Raw genomic sequence first — 17855 nt, forward strand, 5'->3', positions numbered from 1 at the left:
AAGCCATGAGATGACACAGCCCACGATAATCGCCATACCGAGGGACGACGACGCGATACTTAGACGTTTTCGATAGCTGATATCCTTTTCATTCATTATATCGTATAGAATGTATTTTCTCCCATCCTACATAATAGATAGGCTATACGCTGTCCTACGTATCCATTCGCCGCAGTCAATTTCAGAAGTGGTTCTGAATAAAAGAGATCGCGCTCTCAACAGCTGTTACAGCGACTGCAGCGCGTCCGCGACGGCGGGCGCAGCACTGACAGTAGAGACGGCGCGCTCGATGGTGTCGGTGCCGTAGACGGCTTCGACGCCGGCGTTTGCGAGCTTCAGGCGGGCGTTCCCCGCGAGCAGGGGGTGGACGCAGGTGACGTAGACGCGCGCAGGGTCGTCGAGTTCGCCGACGGCCTCGCTCATCGTGGAGCCGGTGGCGATGATGTCGTCGACGACCACTACGTCGCGGCCCGAGACATCGACGTCGCTGGGCGTGACGGTGACGTCGCTACCGGAGTGACGGTGTTTCTCGAAGTGGTCGGTATCGCCGACGCCGTAGCCGTCCCGGACGGATTGAGCGAGGCCGACGGCGCCCTCGTCGGGCGCGAGGAAGACCGGGTCCGCGAGGTCCGCGGGCAGCGGGTTCGCGAGCCGACCGGAAGCGTCCACGCCGGTCGCGGGCACATCGAAGAAGCCGAGAACGCTCTGCTCGTGCGGGCAGACGGTGAGCACGCGGTCGGTGCCCGTGGAGATGGCGCGCGCCATCGCGCGGGCCGAGACGGGTTCACCGGGCTCGAACGCCTCGTCCTGGCGCGCGTATCCCATGTAGGGAATCACAGTAACAATTTCGTCGGCGCCGGCCTCGCGGGCGGCGTCCTGCAGTTGGAGGAGTTCGACGTGGGCGTCGCTGGAGACCGTGGAGGCGACGACGACGGCGCGACCGTCGATGGGTGGGACGCGGACGATGCGCTCGCCGTCCGGGAACGACTCGTACTCGACGCGCGCGAGGTCGTCGCCGAGCTCCGCCGCGAGCGCCGCGGCGAGCTGCTGGGTCGCGGACCCGCTGAGTATCATACCAGACGGGAGGCCTGCCGGCGGCTTACGCGTTTCCCTCGGCGACGACCGCCAGCGCGGACGCCGCGCGCAGCCCGAGGCTGCGGTGCCGGAACCCGTCGCCGGCGTCGGCAGCGAGCGCGCCGTCGGCGGTAAGCACGACAACCGCGTCGGTCGCGTACGCGACGTCCACCACGGCGTCCTCGACTGGGAGCTCGCGGGCGCGCCACGCGTCGGCGTCGTCGCCGGGCGCGTGCTCGTACAGCGAGTCCGCGGTCGCGGCGTGCGCGCGCCCCAGTTCGCCCGCGTCGGCGGTCACGGGGTCGCTGGTGGCGACCTCGAAGGCGCCCTCGATTGCCTCCATCCAGCCCGCGCCGAGCCGGTAGAGCCCGTCGGGCGTCACGGCCAGCGGGACGCCGGCGGCCGCGACGTCCTTCGCGTCGTCCAGTCCGACCGCCGAGAGCCCGTCGTCCGTGAGGCGGTGGACGCCGTCCGCGGCGGCGACGAGGTCGGCATCGAGCGCGCGCACGTCCGCGACGGTCCCGACGGACTCCCACGAGCCGTCGTAGCGCGCGAGCCGGCCGTCCTCGCCGGCGGCGAGCACGTCGCCATCGTAGCCCGTGACCGCGACCGCGGGGCCGAAGCCAGTCTCCGCGAAGCCGTCGTCGTCCCCGAGGAGCACGTCCTCGTCTGTTGCTGCGGCGACGCCGCGGGCGGTCGCCGCGACATCCCGGGCGGTACAGCGCTCGGCGAGGCTGAACTCGCCGATCTTGTCCTGGGAGACGCGCGCGACGGCGACGCCGAGGTCGGCGGCGACGTACGCGTCGACGGTCTCGGACTGGTCGGTGTAGACGCGCTTCTCGCGGATTGTCGGCATACGTGAAGGCGTCTCGCGGGCCGGCGTTAGCGTTGCGGTTGCCCGCTGTTCGGGAAAGCCCTTTGGCGTGGCTGCCGTATGCGGGGCCATGCGACGGCGGACGGTGCTCGCCGCGGTGGCCGCGCTGGCCGCCGGCAGCGGCTGTTCGCGGGTCGTCGGCGACGACCCGGTGGAGGTCCGGGTGCGGCGCGCCAGCGAGGCCGCCGTCGAGAACGCCGACGTCCACTGCCCGCTGTCCGCGACGTTCCTCGAAGCCCACCCCGCCCTGGAGCGCGTGCTGTCGTCGGCGACGACCGCGCCCGACGGCGAGTGGGTCGTCACGGACGTCGACCGGGAGACCGGCGAAGCGCTCCGCGCGGACCTCCGGGAGCGCTGCGGGCAGGTCGACGCCATCTACCGCTACGACGGCGACGAGTACCGGGTGCGCGTGCTGGTCGACGGCCACACCGTGCAGAACCGGAACGGTTCGGCCAGTTCGGAAGCGATTAGGCGCGGGCGGCCGCAGGAACGCACATGAAAGTGTTCGGGTCCAGCGGCACCCGGGGCGTCGCGAACGAGGAGCTCACCCCCGGGTTCGTGCAGGGGGTGGCGAAGGCCGCGGGGTCGGTGTGGCGGACCGACCGCGTGGCGGTCGCGCGGGACACGCGGACGACCGGGGGAATGCTCGTGAACGCCGCGACCAGCGGCCTGCAGAGCGTCGGCGTGGACGTCGACCGGCTCGGCGTGGTACCGACCCCGGGCCTGCAGGCGTACGCCGAACGCGAGGCGATTCCGGCGGTGATGGTGACCGCGAGCCACAACCCCGCCGAGTACAACGGCGTCAAGCTCGTCGGCGCGGACGGCGTCGAGCTCCCCGTCGACGAGCTCGAGCGCATCGAGCGGAAGTTCCTCACCGAGCAGTTCGACGAGGTCGCGTGGAACGCGGTCGGCGCCGACGTCGACGTTGAGTCCGCGCGCCGCGAGTACGTCGAACAGCTGCTGGAGGCGGTGGACCGGGAGGCCATCGCGGACGCGAACCTCACGGTCGCGCTCGACCCCGGCCACGGCGCGGGCGCGCTCACCAGCCCCGAGTTCTACCGCCGGCTCGGTTGCAAGGTCGTCACCGTGAACGGCCAGCCCGACGGCCACTTCCCCGGCCGCGACCCCGAGCCCGTCGCCGCGAACCTCGGCGACCTCGGCGACCTCGTGCGCGCGACCGACGCGGACGTCGGCATCGCCCACGACGGCGACGCCGACCGCGCCATCTTCTTCGACGAGCGCGGCGACTACGTCGAGGGGGACGCGACGCTGGCGGCGCTCGCGGAAGCCGAACTCGGCGAGGGCGACACGACGGTGTCGGCGGTGAACGTCAGCCAGCGCCTCGTGGACGTCGCCGAGCGCACGGGCGCGGACCTCGAACTCACGCCCATCGGGAGCACCCAGATTATGACCCGCATCCGCCAGCTCGAGTCCGAGGGCGAGACCGTGCCGGTCGCCGGCGAAGGCAACGGCGGGGTCATCTTCCCGGGCTACCGGATGACACGGGACGGCGCGTACACGGGCGCGCGCTTCCTCGAACTACTCGCGGAGAGAACCGCGAGCGAGGTCGTCGCGCCGTACAGCGACTACCACAACGTCCGCATCAACGTCGGCTACGACGACGACGCCGAGCGCGAGGCGCTGCTCGGCGCGGCCGAAGAACAGGCGCTGGACGCCGACGCCGAACGCACCACCATCGACGGCTACCGGCTCGACTACGGCGACGCGTGGGTGCTCGCCCGGCCCTCGGGGACGGAGCCGGTCGTCCGCATCTACGCGGAAGCCACCAGCGAGGAGCGCGCGCGCTCGCTCGCCGACGAGTTCGCCGCCGCGCTCCGCGCCGCGAAAGCCGGCGTCTAGAGTCGGTCGAGGGCGTCCCGGAGCTCCCGCTCGGCCTCGCGGGCCGCTTCGAGGTCGTTGGCAACCCCGGATTCGATGCGCTGTTTCTCCGCCTCAGTGAGTTCGTGTTCCGCGACGGCGGCCGTCCGCAGCCGCTGGTAGTCGTCGTCTCGGACTCGGCGCCGGACCGCGTGGAGCGCCGCGAGCACGTCGTCGTCGGCGAACCGCGCGACGACCGAGACGAGTTCCTCTAGGCGGTGCTTTAGTTCCTCGGCGGGCGCGGGCGGCCACCCGACGGTGAGCGGGTCGGCGTCCAGTCGGTCGAGGTACGTGCGGTTGCCGCCGACCGCGCGCTTCAGGGCGCGGGGTTCGGCGACGTAGTGGTCGAGCTTCGACGGCGAATACTCCGCGTACTCCAGCAGCTGCGGGAGCGGTTCGGTACCGGCCTCGCGGTCCGTGACGAACGCCGCGAGATCCTCGGGCACGGGCTCGAAGCCCACCAGCGGGTACGACTGCGTCGTCGCCACGAACCCCAGCACGTCGCGAGCGGGCGCGGATTCGCGGAACGACGCGAAGGCCTCGCGCACCCGCTCGTCGTACGTCTCGATTGGCTCCCGGAGCGTCTCCACAGGCGCGTCGAGGTCGGCGTTCCCGAGCCGCTGGAGGCGTTCTAGCTGTGCGACTTCCTCTGCGTACTCGTCGGCGCGCGCTTCGAGACGCTGGCGGGTCTTCACATAGTCGTCGCGCGCGGCCTCGAGGTCGTCCAGCCGGCCGACGAGGTCGCGGGCGTCCGCGAGCCGGTCGCGGGCCTCCGCGAAGTCGCTCTCCGAGAGGCGCTTCTTCTTGAAGAGGTCCAGCAACGACTCGAAGGCTTCCCGCTCCGGGAGGTCGTCGTCGAGGTCCTCGACGTACGCCACGAGGTCGTCCTGGAAGTCGATGTAGGACTTGAAGTCCCCTGTTCCGGTGGCGTCGGCCTCGTACTGGTCGAACAGCCGTTCGAGGCCGTCGAGGGCGTCCCGGAGGTCGCGGAGCCGTTCCTTCCCGACGTCCGCGACCGCAGCGCGGGCGTCGTCGCGAGCGTCCCGCGCGGCTTCGAGGTCGGCGACGAGGCCGGACGGGTCGGTCGTGCGGGCGGCCTGCGCGTCGGACATTACGTGAACGGTGGGCGCTCGCGCTGATAGGCTTTCTGTGCGACGCAGGGCAGCATCGTGGAACACCACGAATGGTCCAGACAGCACCGCCTCGAAAGGGGCGAGGCTCCGTTCAACCCGCCCGTTGCCGGTTGATCAGCCGGTAGCGGGGTGGACTGAAAGGGGCGGCGGACTCGCGCTCGCGTGGTCGTCTCGCGACGCAAGCACCGCAGGAGCGAGCACAGCGAGTGCGAGGCCGACCAACGGGAGGCCTCGGAACGTGCGAGCGGTGACCGAAGGGAACCGCGAACGAACGACCGCAAGCCCGCCGGGGCTTTCCGGGTGTCGTGCACGACGAACTGTGGAGGAGAACCGAACCCGACTCACACGGCCAGCCGCGCGAGCCACATCGCCGCCGCGGCGCCCAGCGGGATGGAGGCGTTGTCGTCGATGACGTAGCCGCGGACCACTGGGTTGGTGCCGTCGGCGACCGTCGCGGCGAGCGCGCCCGCGGCCGCCGGCACGGGTGCTACGCCGAGCAGGCTCGCGATGGCCATGCAGATGCCGAACGTCGCGAGCAACACCCACCCCTGTTTCACTTCGAGCCCGCTCGTCTGGGAGAGCAGGCCGCTGGCGGGGTCCGCCAGCGCCAGCATCAACATCGCGGGCACCGCAACCACGGGGGCGAACAGCCACGCGGTCGCCGTCCACGAGAACACGTACAGCGCGTACCCCGCGGGATTGTCCTGCTCGTACTCGCGCGTCAGGCGGTCGAAGATGCGCCACGAGACGTACCCCGAGAGCCGCAGCGCTTCGAGGGCGGCCGCGACGACCGACCCCGCGACGAGCAGCCACTCGACCGCCGGCCACGGCACCACGCCCGCGAGGAACGCCCCGGGGAGGAGTGCGCCGCTGGCGTGGACGAGCCGGCGGTCGAGTTCGCTCACCGTTACAGGTCCGCGAACTCGCGGTTGCCGTCGGCGAGCCCCGCCACCACGTCCGCCAGGTCGTCAACATCGACTCGCACCTGGTCGGTGGTGTCGCGGTCCCGCAGCGTCACCGTGTCGTCCTCCAGCGAGTCGTAGTCGACGGTCACGCAGTACGGCGTCCCGACCTCGTCCTGCCGGCGGTACCGCCGGCCGATGTTCCCGGAGTCGTCGTACGTCACCGAGAGTCCGGCCTCGCGGAGCTCCGCCGCGAGGTCGCGGGCGCGCTCGCCGAGCCCGTCCTTGTCCATCAGCGGGAACACGCCCACCGTCGTCGGCGCCACTTCCGCGGGCAACCGCAGGACGTCGCGCGTCTCGCCCTCCACCTCGTCCTCGGCATAGTTGTGGGCGAGCACCGTGTAGACGGCGCGCCCGACGCCGAACGCCGGCTCGACGACGTGCGGGATAATGTGGCGACCGGATTCGGTCTGCTCCTCGACGGCGAAGCCGGTCTTCTCGGTGGGGACCGTGACCTCGTCGCCGTCCACCTCGACGGTGACTTCCTCGCCGTCGAACGCCGAGCGGTCGCGCTCCGCGAGCGCTTCGAGGGCGTCCGCGACCGCCGCCGCGTCGCCGCCGAACTCCGGCCCGAGGTAGGCCATGTCGGGGTCCACGGTCGCGCGCTCGACGGTCTTGGGCTCGTCGTACTGCTTGAAAATCGTGAAGTTGTCGTCGGCGTGCTCGCTGTGCTTCGAGAGGTCGTAGTCCGTGCGGGAGGCGACGCCCTCCAGTTCAATCCAGTCGCCGCCGACCTCGCCCTCCGCGTCCCAGCAATCGGAAGCGTAGTGCGCGAGCTCGCCGGGGAGGTGCTGGCGGAACCGGAACCGCTCCATGTCCACGCCGACGCGCTCGAACCACGCCTTCGAGCGCGCGAGGAAGTACGCCACCCATTCGTCGCCCACGACGCCCTCCTCTAAGGCCTCCTGGGGCGTCAGGTGTTGGTACTCCTCACCCGCGGACTCCTGAGCGTCGGCTGAGTACAGCGGCAGTTCGACGTCCGCGACCCGGGAGAGGTCGGGGCCCTCGCCCTCGGGGTCGACGAAGAACTCCAGCTCGGCCATCGTGAACTCCCGGGTGCGCACGAGCGCGTTCCGCGGGCTGATCTCGTTCCGGTAGCCCGTCCCGATTTGCGCGGCGCCAAACGGCAGCTGGTTGCGCGCGTACTCCTTGAGCCGGGGGAACTCCGTGAACATCCCCTGCGCGGTCTCCGGGCGCAGGTAGCCCGGCTGGCCGTCGCCCGGCCCGATGGTCGTGTCGAACATCAGGTTGAACTCGTCGACGGATTGCCCCGAAAGCGGCGCGCCACACGTCGGACACGCCAGGTCGTGCTCGGCGATGATGTCCTCGACCTGCTCCGTGGGGTAGGTCTCGGCATCCTCGATGTCCGTGTTGTCCTCGACGACGTGGTCCGCGCGGTGGCTCTCCCCGCACTCCGCGCACTCCACGAGCATGTCGTCGAACCCGTCGAGGTGGCCGGACGCCACGAACACCGGCTCGGGCGTGACCGTCGGCGCGTCGATCTCCATGTTCCCCTCGCGCGTGACGAAGCGGTCCCGCCACGTCTCCTCGACGTTCCGCTTCAGCGCCGCGCCCTCCGGGCCGTACGTGTAGAACCCGGAGACGCCACCGTACGCCTCGTTCGCCTGGAAGAAGAACCCGCGCCGCCGCGCGAGCTCGTCGAGCTCACTCATCGCTCAACCCCGCCAGCAGGTCCACGTCCCGCACGATGCCCACGAGGCTGTCGCCGGACACCAGCGGCACCTGCTCGATGTCGTTGGTCAGCATCGTCTGTGCAACCTCGCGAGCGGTCCGGCGCTTCGTCACCGTCACCACGTCGCTCGTCATGAACTCCCGCGTCGGCGCCGCGGGAATCTCGACGTTCCGCGTCGGCAGGTAGCGCGCGCCCACCGCCTTGATGGACTCCCACTTCCAGTCGTCGTCGTCGTCCGCGATCGAATCACCGGTGTCGGCCTCGCCCTCGACGACGCGCGCGACCTCGATGACGTCCACTTCCGTCAACATTCCCGCCATCTCGGCGTCGTCGCCCAGCACCACGGTGTAGGGGACGTTCGCGTACGAGATTTCGCGCTCGGCGACGGTCAGCGGCGTCTCCGCGTACGTCGTGTTCACGTCTTCCCGGGCGAGTTCGCCGACCTCCGTGTCACCGTCCTCCTCGCCATCCGCGATCGCGCGTACGACGTCCGTGACCGTGATGATGCCTTCGAGGCGGCCGTCCTCGACGACCGGCACGCGGCGCGTCCCCTCGCGGTGCATCAGCGCCGCGACCTCACGGACGGTCGCCGCCGTGGTCGTCGTCGGCACGTCCCGCATCAGCATCGCGAGCTGGTCCTCCTCGGGGTGCTCGATGAGGTCGTCCCGGGAGACCAGTCCCCGGTACTGTTCGCCGTCATCGCCCGGCTTCACCACGGGCACGGAGGAGAACGCCCGCTCCTGAATGTACTCGAGGATGTCGTCCCGCGTCCCCGGAAGCTCGACGGTAACCACGTCGTCCCGGGGGGTCATCGCGTCAGCGACGTTCATGTAGGCGTCGTACTTTCCCCACCCATTTGTAGGCTACGACACCGTATTACAGAGTTACACCGCCAATTACAGCCGTTCCCAAGTCGATTTCTCCACGTTCCCGGAATGAAATAACTGCGAAACACAGGTGACTGCGACACCGACGTCGACACCGGCTTCGGTCGTGCCTGCCTAGACGACCTCGCAGTTGGTCTGCCCGCAAGAATGCTGAGCTATCTCGACCGCTGCTTCGCCGGCCCGTTCCGGATTTTCGAGACGCCCGATTTCGAAGAGAGTCCACTCTCGGAGCTCATCTGATCCCCTCCCTCCGCCAGTAGTGTCGTTCACGTGAGCGCCGAAATCCCGTGCTTCAGCCGGTTATACTCCCTGAATTTCTCTGTAGTTTCTGCAGCAACATCATCGAACTGCATCAGATCTGCCGACACTGGGACCCCTATCCGATACCGAAATCCGGCCGTATAGGGCCGGATTGAGGGGTTTGCATCTCGGACTCCAATTCAAGCTGAGCGCTCCCGGCGCCGCTTGGACGGTCTGCTCGCCAACCAGCTCGAAACTACAGAGACAGAAACATCCGCAATTATCGCAGTAGAGTCCCTCTGTAGCCCGGGCGGGACGTGGCAGTTGCAGGCGATGGCCGGGTGGGTAGTCACATGCGGTCTCATGTATGCGTTCGCGCGTGGGTGTGGGCGTCGATGTGTTCGGTGATGCGTGCTGTTGGGAGTCGTGGCCTTGTGCCCGGTGGATGCGCCGAGCAAGGTACGGTCAGTACTGGTGGCGAGCCCACGGTGAGCGGACGTCGTGTTGTGTCGTGTCGTCCGTTCCGGACAGCGCTATGATTCCGCAGCGTCGCGTGGTGACGGCGGCGACCGGTCGCTCGTGGGGGTCGTGGACGCGGTCTGCAGTGGCGTCGATAGGTCCCACGGCGCTTGGACAGATGGGGTTTTTGAGTGGCTGTAACAGTGGTGTGCAGCCGTGTGCTGGTTGCTTACTCGCACAATCATGCTCGTCAGTCGTATTTGGGGGTGGCGTGACCCCCCATGCTCGGGTCGTGTTCAGAGCTTGGTGAACTGTGTTCTTGCGGATGAGATGGGCTCTGTAGTAGTTGGGGTTGGCTACGTGGGTGGGTCGTCGTCGAGGAGGGTGTCGCGGGCGTATTCGAAGGTGTAGACGTCAGTCAACCCGGTGGTGTCGAGGCGGTATTGGTGGGGGGCCATGTTCTCGCTGTACGTACGGGGCACACGAGAGGCACCATCTGGGGGGTCGTGGAGGGCGTGGAGGAGCTGGTGGCCGTCGCCACGAGTTTTGACGAGCCACCACGCGTGCTGGGGGTTGCAGGCGGCCATCTTGTCGTAGTCGTGGGGGATCGCCTCGTGGCGGTCGTTGTTGATGCGTTCGGCTTCCAACGCGGCAACCACGTTCTCGTCGCCGTCGAGGACGGCGGCATCGAGGCGGCCATCCTCAACGCCGTAGTAGCGCTGGACGCGTTCCCCGGGTTTGTTGGGGCCGACCAGCTCTTGGGCGAGGAGGCGGGCGCCGACGTCGACCATGGCGACGTGGAGACTGGATTCGGAGAGGTCGCCCATGCCATCCCCGTGCGCAATCCCGTCGCGGTGGGCGACGCCGATTTCGTCGCGGCCCTCGGGAGTGACCGTGTACAGCTTGTGTGGACGGCGACAGTCCACGCGGAGGAGGCCGTCGTCGACGAGCTCCTGGACGCCGTCGGCGTCGATGCCGACGTATGCTTCGAGGTGCATCATGGAGTCGTGGACGAGGTCGAACTCCAGCTCGGGGTCGAAGCGCTGCTGGTGGGCCATGTACACAGCAGCGAGCAGCCGGAGCTGGGCGTCACTGTACTGGCTGGCGGCGCGTTCGCCGCTGGTGAGCGTCAGGTCAAGCGAGCAGATGGGAATGTTCGCGCGGTCGACCGCCTCGAGCGAATGGTGACAGTTGATGGCGCGGCGCATCCCGTCGGGTGTCGACGGGTATTTCGTGTCGTCGTCGCAGGTGTCGCAGACGAGCGGGTACGGGGGTTCGTCGATGTACGTGAGACACTCGGGAAAGCGCTCGGTGTGGGGGATGGTTGCGGTGGCGGCAACGAGGGTGGCGACGGAGCCGTCGACGGCGGTGGCGGCCGCGGGCTCCGTGCTCGTGCTCGTGCTGGCGGCGCGCCCGATTTCGACGCCGTAGGTTTCGCGGGTGCGGGTTTTGGCGGCCTGAACGGCGTCGGCGAACGCGTGCTTGGTGGCGCCGGTGAGCGGCGCGTCGCTCTCGGGGTGGCCGGCGGGGAGTGGTGGGGAGGCGACGTGGAAGGGGTTGGGCTGGCGTTCGGCGAAGGGAGCGGCGGGGCTGACGAGCCAGTCGCCGCGCTGGAGCGCTCGGAGGCGGGCGGCGACCTGGTCGGGGTCGTGGTCGCTGGTGGTGAGGCGCTCCGTGAGCCGGCGGTCGACACCGATCTGGCCGGTGATGATCGTGCCGACGTCGTTCAACAGCTCGGCGTACACCCTGGGGTGGGAGTCGCGGAGCTGGTCGGGGAACTGCATGGCGAGCGTCACCCCGAGATCGAAGCCGCGGCCCTGCGAGAGCAGCGTATCCAGAATTCCGGTGGTGGCGAGGTCGGCGGCTTCCTCGATGTAGCAGTTCACGAGCGGGCGGTCCTGCGCGTTCGTCGTTGTCTGTCGGCGCTGGAGCGCGCGCCACAGCTGCGAGAGGATCGCCACCGCGAGCAGCGTCCGCGAGCGCTCCCCGTACCCCTGGAGGTCGAAGACGATGACGCAGTCGTCGTCGAGGGCCGCGCGGAGGTCGAAGCGGTCGGCCGAGGGGTGCGCTTCGAAGAGGGGGGCGAGGCGGGCGTCGTTCGTTGCGGTGCCGATGCGGCGGGTGGCGGCGCTCATGATGCTGTCGAACGTGTTGGGGTTGTTCGCGGCCGTGCTGGCGAGCTGCTGGTGGAGCCGGCCGTCCGAGACCGGCGGCGGGTTCTTCGTTTCGTGGAACTGCGCGGCCGCCGCCAACAGTTCTTGTTGGCTGATGCTGTCGGCGCCGTGGACGGGGTCGAACAGCGCGCGCACGAGCTGCTGGATGACTTCGACGGCGGCCTCAGCACTGTAGAACTGCTCGGGCCCCATCGCCGCCGCGAGCAGGTCGACGTAGTGTTCGGCGACCGTATTGACAGCCCACTCGCGGTCCAACCCAGCGTCGAGGAGTGGTTCAATCGTCAGGAAGGGGAGCGCCGGCAGGTACTCGGTGCAGTCGAAGTAGTAGACGTCTTCGAGGGTGTCGTAGCGGGCGTAATGCGTCTTGGCGTACTGTTCGGGGGCGTCGTCGCCTTTCGCGTCGATGTAGATGGTGGCGCCGTCCGTCGCAGCGTGATTGGTGAGCTGCATGCGCTGGCCGACGGCGGTTTTGCCGGCGCCCGTCGACCCGAAGATCGCCGTGTGGAGCGACTGCACGGCTGGCGGCAGTGCAAGTGTCGCGTCCAGGGTGGTGCGGTCACCCGTGCGGGGGTGGCCGACGGTCATCCCCGGCTGGTCGAGGTAGCGCTGGAGGGTGGAGCGGGGCGGGAGTTCGATGCCCGTGCGGTCCTCGGGTGTTGGTTCGAGCGCGCGACTCGCTGCCGGACTCAATGAGGGGCCGTCGACGACGCAGAATGCACCGACGGCGGCGGGGTCGGCGACGATAGCCGGGCTGGCGTTCTCGACCCACGGGAGGACGTGTTTGCGGCGGCTCGGACTCGTCCTTGTGGTTCGCGTGGAGATGGTGTCGAGGAGGTCGCGGGCGGCGTCGCTATCTGGTGGGTACGTGGTGGGTGTGACGCGGTAGTGGTCGCCGCGAACTGATTGGAAGCCCGCCGAAATCGCGTCAGTGGTGGCGTCGGCGGTCGCCGGGTCGGTGGCGATGGTGATGGCGCGGGCGTTGACGACGAACGACTGCCGCGTGTCGACGGTCTGGATGGCTTCGATGCGGCGAGCGTTCGACGGCGCGATTGTGGCATCATCGACGCGGCGGCGTGCGTTCCGGCCCGCGGGGGTGTCGGGGTCTCGACGACCGGCGTGCTGGCCGGGTTGGGAGTCATGGCGTCGATACGAGGGAGACCGTGTTGTGTCGTGCTCGGTGGCCTCCGTAATCGTGTCCGCGATCCCGCCGAAGATCGCCTGGCCGAGTTCGTGGCGGCGCAAGTCACCGTTCAACTCTAAGTCGATGATGCGGTCTTCCTTGGTCGTGGTCCAGTCGGCCTTCGGCGTGACCAGAATCTGGACGAGCACGGGGGCGTCGGTGGTGGCGAGCGCGTCGAGGAGGCCGGCGAGCGGCCAATCGCCCTCGTGGTCGCCGGCAAACGATTCGAGCGCCGGGAGTGGCGTCTGCCAGTCGTCGGGGCGGTCGCCGACGCCCTGCCACTCGACGCCAGCGACCGCGTCGTCATCTGTAGCGTCGTCGGTGTCGGGTTCGAGTGGAGCGTCGAGGCCGAGTGCGTCGTGGTAGGAGGTTGTGGTTTCGACGAGGTCGACGGACGTCGGAAGGGACTGGCGGAGTGTGCGTTTGACTGGCTGGACCGTGTTGTCGACGTACCAGTCGATGTGGCGGTCGCCCGTCGGGCCGGTGTCGCCGGTCGCGACGAACAACCACTCGTAGGTCGGCTGGTCCGTCGTGCGATGGAGGTGCGTGATCGAACGCGCGACGTCACGTGGATGGAGCGGGTCGGTACTTGGCTGGACGTGGAGGTACTGGCGTTCGGTCGTGAACTGCTCGGGGGGCATACCTAGCGGATGGGGGACGTGTTTGGTGGGCGATACGTGGTGTGTGGGTGTGTGGCACGCAGGTAGTTGTACGTTTGGGCTAGGTGGAATTTAGCGCATTAACCAACAGAGTCTGTGGGGAGTGGGCTGTTGGTTAAGATTATCGGGGCGAACGCCCGCGGCCGCTCGCCATCCCGCGCCCCCGCTGCGCGCCTCGTCCCTGCGGTGCTTGCGGGGGCGGGGGACGACCGAGGCGGCCGCGCCCGTTCGACGTCCACCCCAGTCATCGGTTGAGTCACCGAGCGACGAAGCCGGCTAAACAGGTGCGTACGTGACGGCCCGCCCCGCTCGCCGCTGCCGCCCGCCGCGTCGCTCGAGACTCCCGCCGGTCGTCGACACGCTCGCGGCGCTCACCCGGTTCCGGGTGGAACTCGAGCAGCTGGACGGCCCGTTGCAGCTGTGTGCTCGCTGTAGTCCGGGTGGCCTCGCGACGGACTGGACGCGCGATTTCGAGGAGCATCTCGTCGCGACGCCGGCAGAGTGACCATCGCGTATCGGTAGGCATAGAACTAGCTCCACCAACGAGCAAACGAACCAAATAGCTATGTTCCAACAGTCCCAACAGTCCCGTATGTCGAGCGGCGCCATCGATATCGAGGAGTTCGAGAACGCCGATGCCGACGACTTCGAGGAGCGGACCGACACCGAGCGGATCGTGGTGTTCCTCGACGAGCACGACGACCGGGCGTGGAAGGCGGCGTCGATCGCTGAGCGACTCGGCCTGGAGACGGATGCTGTCAGTGCGATCCTCTCGCGGCTGAAGGAACGCGGGCTCGTGCGACACAAGCGCCCGTACTGGGCGATCACGGACGATGAAGAGCGGCTCCAATCTGCCTATCAACTCCATCGCTACCACGAGACGGCCGACGACCAGTACGGCGAGGAGCACCTCGAAGACATCCAGACTGACGAGCTGGAAGACGTACAGTGACGGCGTTCGAAGACCTGGAACGTGGCGACATCGTCTGGGCGAGCGACCCGCTCTCAGAGAAAGGCCGCCCGATGCTCGTGCTAGGGGCTCCCCAGTTCTCGTCCCATGGTGTGCAGCTCATTACGGTCCTCATCTCCACGAAAACCTATCACGAGGAATCACTCACACTTCGAGATGACGACTACGCAGGCGACCCACTCGGAGAACGAAGTCACGTCCTCCCGTGGTCGCTTGCGACGCTCACCAGTCCGGCAGACGTCGACCACTATCTCACCTCGCTCGTCGACGAGCGCACCGCGGACGTGACGAACCAACTGACTGACTACATTTCCGGCTGAGAACCGCTCCTCGTCGTGGCAGCTATTATCCCGTCAGGACGTCCTGTGTCAGTTGATTCTCGGCTGGTCGCAGCACGTGACGCGAGCGGCGGCACCCCAAACACGTTTTACAGATTCGCTGTAAACCGTAACTAAGACTGTGGAACACGCCGCAAACCGCGCCGATGGCGACATCATCGAGAACTTCCTCGCAGCTGCAGACCTCCTTGAGGAGCCACAGCTCGCCCAGATGTACGCGTACCTCACTCGGGAGGGGGAGGCAACCGTCCAGGACGTGATGGACGACCTCGAACTCGCCCAGGGGACCGCCTACAGCTACGTCAACCGGCTCGTCGACGCCGGCGTCGTCGACGTCACCGACGACGAACAGCCACGCCGGTACGCCGCCCGGGAGATTGACCTGACCGTGACGACGGCCGCCGGCGACCGCGAGTACACGATCACGCCGGCGCTAATCGACGCCGTCGGCCGTCGCGAGACGGACGCCGACATCGACACCTACATCGACCGCCACGGCGTCGCCGGCCTCGCAACCGCACTCACCTACGCGGTTGCTCGGGAGCGTGGCGAGGTGACCCACCGCCTGATGGCGGAGGACCTCGACATCTCCCCGCTGGCTGCGGAGCTGATTCTGCAGGCGCTCCGGCCCGTCGTCGACGAGCACTACGACATCGAGGAGGCTGGGGCGGGACTCGACGAGTTGGATATCGACGCCGACGGCGCTGACGACGCGTGAGCCGGCTCCACATCGCCGACACCGGCCTGTTCGTCGCGATGGGACAGCCATCGAACCGTCGGTACCAGGCCGTTCGCCGGTTCGCTCGCCGGAACGACGTGAATTTCGTCCTGCCCGAACGGGTGTACGAGAAGCTGACCATCGACGACTCCGACATCGAGGAAGTGCCGATTGACACCGCGATCGACCAGGGGTGGGCGACGGTTGGTGCACCGCTGGAGTTCTCCGAGCCGGTCGTCTCGTGGGTGATGGACGGCGTCCAGCGGTACATCGCGAACGCCGACAACCGCCCTGCCGACGAGGTTGAACGGGTGGACGCTGCCCTCGCCGCCCTAGCTACCCAGTATCTCAGCGCGGGGACGGCGACCGAGGTGTACATCTACACGACCGATATCGCGGCCGGCGAGGGGGCCGAAACCGTCCTCGCGAGTGAAGGGTACAGGGACTCGGTGACGTACGTGAACGGGTTCCGGTTCATCGAGGATCTGGTCACCGGCAACAACTGATTGCTATTCCCGTTTGGAGAGAGCATAGCTAGTCTGCAGGAAAGATTATCTCTCACAACCGAATTATGGAGCACAAATGAGTGACTGCATCAACTATCCAGAGGGAGAACGGCAAGACGAATGTGCGATTTGTGGTGGGCCACTTGAGCAGATAGCTCCGGATATGACGAGTGCCTATCCAAACCTCGTCTGCTGGGAATGCGATCTTAAGGCGGAAACCAGCAATGGAGAAAAACCGAAGCAGGGAGCAGCGTATCGGGAAAAAGTAAAAGCGGACGCCGAAGATCCAGACTCCGTTAATTTTCCAGCTAATCCTGGAGACAATCCCGTATTTATTGATGGGCACAAGTGTTGGCGACGATACCGTTTTGGTGGGTACGTAACGCGATTAGATCAATTCGATTGCGACGATATCTGGGAATTCCGGGAAAAACACGAGAGTCCCTGACCAATACCGCAAATACACCGACATAGCCGCCACCCTAACTTATTTCGTTCTCGTAAAGGTGTATTGTCCTTGATGGAATACCGTGAACACGTCAGAGGTGCGTGTCAGGAATTAGCTTCTGAGTTATCCGGGATGAAACTAGACTCTAGTGAGAGTGAGGTAGATCTGTGGCTATCCGACCCCGGCCTGACGATTGATTTTAATCAAATAGCTCACCGGACGACCCAAGAGCTTCCGCCTGCTCCAGGAGCTAACGAACCAAGACTCACCCTCTACCAAGATGATACTCCGTCGTACTTCCCGTGTTTTTCGCCGTATGCAGCGTATCTTGATCACTACAATTCACAGCTAATCACGGAGAAAGCAGTATCATTCGTCAATAGTACCGGGACCGACAGTACTGATAAAACATATCTCCGAGACAGACGATACGAACTCAAATCCGAAGGTATTGAACCAGAGAATCAAATACTCATTCTACTCCCTGGCCGGATTCCTGAAAATCTGACACAGAAATTGGCAGTCTACTATTTGGTTGCTCAGGGATGGATGGTCGCTGAAGACTCGTGGTACACTCCACGCCTTCATACAAACGGAGTTCGACGTCATCCGGGATATGGCGTCCCAGATATTGTTGCTTGGCGATCCGAATTTACCTCTAAGCTTGCCGAGCGTGGCTGGATTCGAGACGGTGGTGCAGTCCATGAACTTAGCCTGCTCTCGGTTCGAGAATCTCTACACGGGAAAGGGACAACTAACAAAGACAAGGAGGAACAAACTATTGTGGGGGAGGTGAAGAAGTCAGATACGTCGTTTGGAAGTGCTGTCAAGCAGTTATACGAACGTAATAATTCAAACCCGGGTTATCTGAAGAGTGGGTGTTTTGACGAAGGATATGGAGTTGTCGCTCTAGAGCGTGAACGGAATCGCAATGGAGCGGGGACAATTACCTTCGATGAAGATGGATTCTACATCGCGGAGGACACGAGCGAGGTGGATTATCAAGGCGAGCCGATAGAGACAGCAACCCGTGCAACCCCCAATAACAAACAAGATGTAATTGAGCAACTCGATAGGTTCGCCGCACAAATGCTGCTTTGTAACGTGACGATGGGAACAATCAGGGAATTACTTCACATAGATGGTGCGAACCCACCTCATCGATTCTTCGCGGAGATGGACTGTCTAAGTAATGACGAAATTCTTCAAGCCTGCGCTGACGAGATCCAGCAAGCATAGAAACCACCTGTAGCGCCACGTAGTTTTCCTGTACTTACCGAAGCGACTCTCACACCGGCGCGAGTTCTCACCAGCTGGGTTTGGCGTGAATAAGTCGCTCAGTAGGTGTGTTTATTGAACGCCCTCTCGCCAGATTTTTTTCTGCATTCTCACCATTCGCGCTTTCATACCTAGTGAGTTGAACCCCTGAACTATCTATCCTGATTTGGTATACTTTGATAGCTTCCTCTCTCCGATCCTCACAGGCGTTTTCATATTCTCGCTTCAGGGCTTTGGTGAATCCCGTATAACCAAGGAGGTACTCTTCTTTGGACTCGTCGATGATTAGCGTACTTCCGTCCCCACCAGCACCAATCCGATTCCGAACCTCTTCTTCGACATAATCTGGAACGTCATCCAAAGAGTCAATCATATCGGATTCTT

16 protein-coding genes are annotated in these 17855 nt (G+C 65.9%); 8 read left to right on the top strand and 8 right to left on the bottom strand.

Annotation, left to right across the window (positions count from 1 at the left end; all coding sequences use genetic code 11):
* Positions 1-225: 225 nt before the first annotated feature.
* Both ABSL23_RS03455 and ABSL23_RS03460 read right to left on the bottom strand, forming a co-directional pair.
* Positions 226-1074: a ribose-phosphate diphosphokinase gene (locus tag ABSL23_RS03455; RefSeq protein WP_059057825.1), complete on the bottom strand. Its 849-nt coding sequence runs from the start codon at positions 1072-1074 to the stop codon at positions 226-228.
* Positions 1075-1099: 25 nt separating this feature from the next.
* On the bottom strand, positions 1100-1930 hold the full coding sequence (locus tag ABSL23_RS03460; RefSeq protein ID WP_353634714.1) for a hypothetical protein: 831 nt from the start codon (positions 1928-1930) through the stop codon (positions 1100-1102).
* An 88-nt stretch (positions 1931-2018) separates the two neighbouring features.
* Between ABSL23_RS03460 and ABSL23_RS03465 the strand changes: the two genes are divergently transcribed.
* Together ABSL23_RS03465 and glmM are read left to right on the top strand one after the other, a co-directional pair.
* A complete protein-coding gene (locus tag ABSL23_RS03465; RefSeq protein WP_353634715.1) occupies positions 2019-2447 on the top strand; it encodes a hypothetical protein in 429 nt (142 codons plus the stop codon).
* A complete protein-coding gene (glmM, locus tag ABSL23_RS03470; protein ID WP_353634716.1) occupies positions 2444-3808 on the top strand; it encodes a phosphoglucosamine mutase in 1365 nt (454 codons plus the stop codon). Before ABSL23_RS03465 ends, glmM begins: the two co-directional genes overlap by 4 nt.
* Here the strand turns inward: glmM and ABSL23_RS03475 are convergent.
* The 5 genes from ABSL23_RS03475 to ABSL23_RS03495 all read right to left on the bottom strand — a co-directional run bounded on the left by ABSL23_RS03475 (position 3805) and on the right by ABSL23_RS03495 (position 13195).
* Complete coding sequence (locus tag ABSL23_RS03475; RefSeq protein ID WP_353634717.1) at positions 3805-4938, bottom strand: hypothetical protein; 1134 nt, start codon at positions 4936-4938, stop codon at positions 3805-3807. The two genes, glmM and ABSL23_RS03475, sit on opposite strands and share 4 nt — an antisense overlap.
* Before the next feature lie 362 nt (positions 4939-5300).
* Entirely contained in the window at positions 5301-5864 is a 564-nt protein-coding gene (locus tag ABSL23_RS03480; RefSeq protein WP_353634718.1) for a dolichol kinase, read from the bottom strand.
* Between the two features lie 2 nt (positions 5865-5866).
* Positions 5867-7594, bottom strand: coding sequence for a glycine--tRNA ligase (glyS, locus tag ABSL23_RS03485; protein ID WP_353634719.1), 1728 nt, complete (start codon positions 7592-7594; stop codon positions 5867-5869).
* A complete protein-coding gene (locus tag ABSL23_RS03490) occupies positions 7587-8444 on the bottom strand; it encodes a CBS domain-containing protein (RefSeq protein ID WP_059057832.1) in 858 nt (285 codons plus the stop codon). Before ABSL23_RS03490 ends, glyS begins: the two co-directional genes overlap by 8 nt.
* Before the next feature lie 1112 nt (positions 8445-9556).
* Entirely contained in the window at positions 9557-13195 is a 3639-nt protein-coding gene (locus tag ABSL23_RS03495) for a hypothetical protein (RefSeq protein ID WP_353634720.1), read from the bottom strand.
* Positions 13196-13805: 610 nt separating this feature from the next.
* Between ABSL23_RS03495 and ABSL23_RS03500 the strand changes: the two genes are divergently transcribed.
* The 6 genes from ABSL23_RS03500 (at position 13806) to ABSL23_RS03525 (ending at position 17432) form a co-directional block, all read left to right on the top strand.
* A complete protein-coding gene (locus ABSL23_RS03500) occupies positions 13806-14165 on the top strand; it encodes a helix-turn-helix domain-containing protein (protein ID WP_353634721.1) in 360 nt (119 codons plus the stop codon).
* Entirely contained in the window at positions 14162-14503 is a 342-nt protein-coding gene (locus ABSL23_RS03505) for a type II toxin-antitoxin system PemK/MazF family toxin (protein WP_353634722.1), read from the top strand. Before ABSL23_RS03500 ends, ABSL23_RS03505 begins: the two co-directional genes overlap by 4 nt.
* Positions 14504-14642: 139 nt before the next feature.
* A complete protein-coding gene (locus tag ABSL23_RS03510; RefSeq protein WP_353634723.1) occupies positions 14643-15239 on the top strand; it encodes a helix-turn-helix domain-containing protein in 597 nt (198 codons plus the stop codon).
* Positions 15236-15745, top strand: coding sequence for a hypothetical protein (locus ABSL23_RS03515; protein ID WP_353634724.1), 510 nt, complete (start codon positions 15236-15238; stop codon positions 15743-15745). The genes ABSL23_RS03510 and ABSL23_RS03515 overlap by 4 nt, the downstream gene beginning before the upstream one ends.
* A gap of 76 nt (positions 15746-15821) precedes the next feature.
* Positions 15822-16193, top strand: a complete 372-nt coding sequence (locus ABSL23_RS03520) for a hypothetical protein (protein WP_353634725.1) — start codon at positions 15822-15824, stop codon at positions 16191-16193.
* A gap of 72 nt (positions 16194-16265) precedes the next feature.
* Entirely contained in the window at positions 16266-17432 is a 1167-nt protein-coding gene (locus tag ABSL23_RS03525) for a hypothetical protein (protein ID WP_353634726.1), read from the top strand.
* 67 nt (positions 17433-17499) lie between these two features.
* On the opposite strand, the gene ABSL23_RS03530 is transcribed toward ABSL23_RS03525, so the two are convergent.
* The gene (locus ABSL23_RS03530) at positions 17500-17844 is read right to left on the bottom strand and encodes a hypothetical protein (RefSeq protein WP_353634727.1); all 345 of its coding nucleotides are present in this window, start codon (positions 17842-17844) and stop codon (positions 17500-17502) included.
* Between the last annotated feature and the right edge of the window lie 11 nt (positions 17845-17855).

Origin of the sequence: Halobacterium sp. NMX12-1, from assembly GCF_040435975.1 — an archaeon.
Taxonomy (GTDB): Archaea; Halobacteriota; Halobacteria; order Halobacteriales; family Halobacteriaceae; genus Halobacterium; species Halobacterium hubeiense.

Coding starts and splice junctions, on each gene's coding strand:
- ABSL23_RS03530 (WP_353634727.1), bottom strand. CDS start 17,844: ATGATTGACTCTTTGGATGACGTTCCAGATTATGTCGAAGAAGAGGTT.
- ABSL23_RS03495 (WP_353634720.1), bottom strand. CDS start 13,195: ATGCCCCCCGAGCAGTTCACGACCGAACGCCAGTACCTCCACGTCCAG.
- ABSL23_RS03465 (WP_353634715.1), top strand. CDS start 2,019: ATGCGACGGCGGACGGTGCTCGCCGCGGTGGCCGCGCTGGCCGCCGGC.
- ABSL23_RS03525 (WP_353634726.1), top strand. CDS start 16,266: ATGGAATACCGTGAACACGTCAGAGGTGCGTGTCAGGAATTAGCTTCT.
- glmM (WP_353634716.1), top strand. CDS start 2,444: ATGAAAGTGTTCGGGTCCAGCGGCACCCGGGGCGTCGCGAACGAGGAG.
- glyS (WP_353634719.1), bottom strand. CDS start 7,594: ATGAGTGAGCTCGACGAGCTCGCGCGGCGGCGCGGGTTCTTCTTCCAG.
- ABSL23_RS03475 (WP_353634717.1), bottom strand. CDS start 4,938: ATGTCCGACGCGCAGGCCGCCCGCACGACCGACCCGTCCGGCCTCGTC.
- ABSL23_RS03455 (WP_059057825.1), bottom strand. CDS start 1,074: ATGATACTCAGCGGGTCCGCGACCCAGCAGCTCGCCGCGGCGCTCGCG.
- ABSL23_RS03460 (WP_353634714.1), bottom strand. CDS start 1,930: ATGCCGACAATCCGCGAGAAGCGCGTCTACACCGACCAGTCCGAGACC.
- ABSL23_RS03520 (WP_353634725.1), top strand. CDS start 15,822: ATGAGTGACTGCATCAACTATCCAGAGGGAGAACGGCAAGACGAATGT.
- ABSL23_RS03490 (WP_059057832.1), bottom strand. CDS start 8,444: ATGAACGTCGCTGACGCGATGACCCCCCGGGACGACGTGGTTACCGTC.
- ABSL23_RS03500 (WP_353634721.1), top strand. CDS start 13,806: ATGTCGAGCGGCGCCATCGATATCGAGGAGTTCGAGAACGCCGATGCC.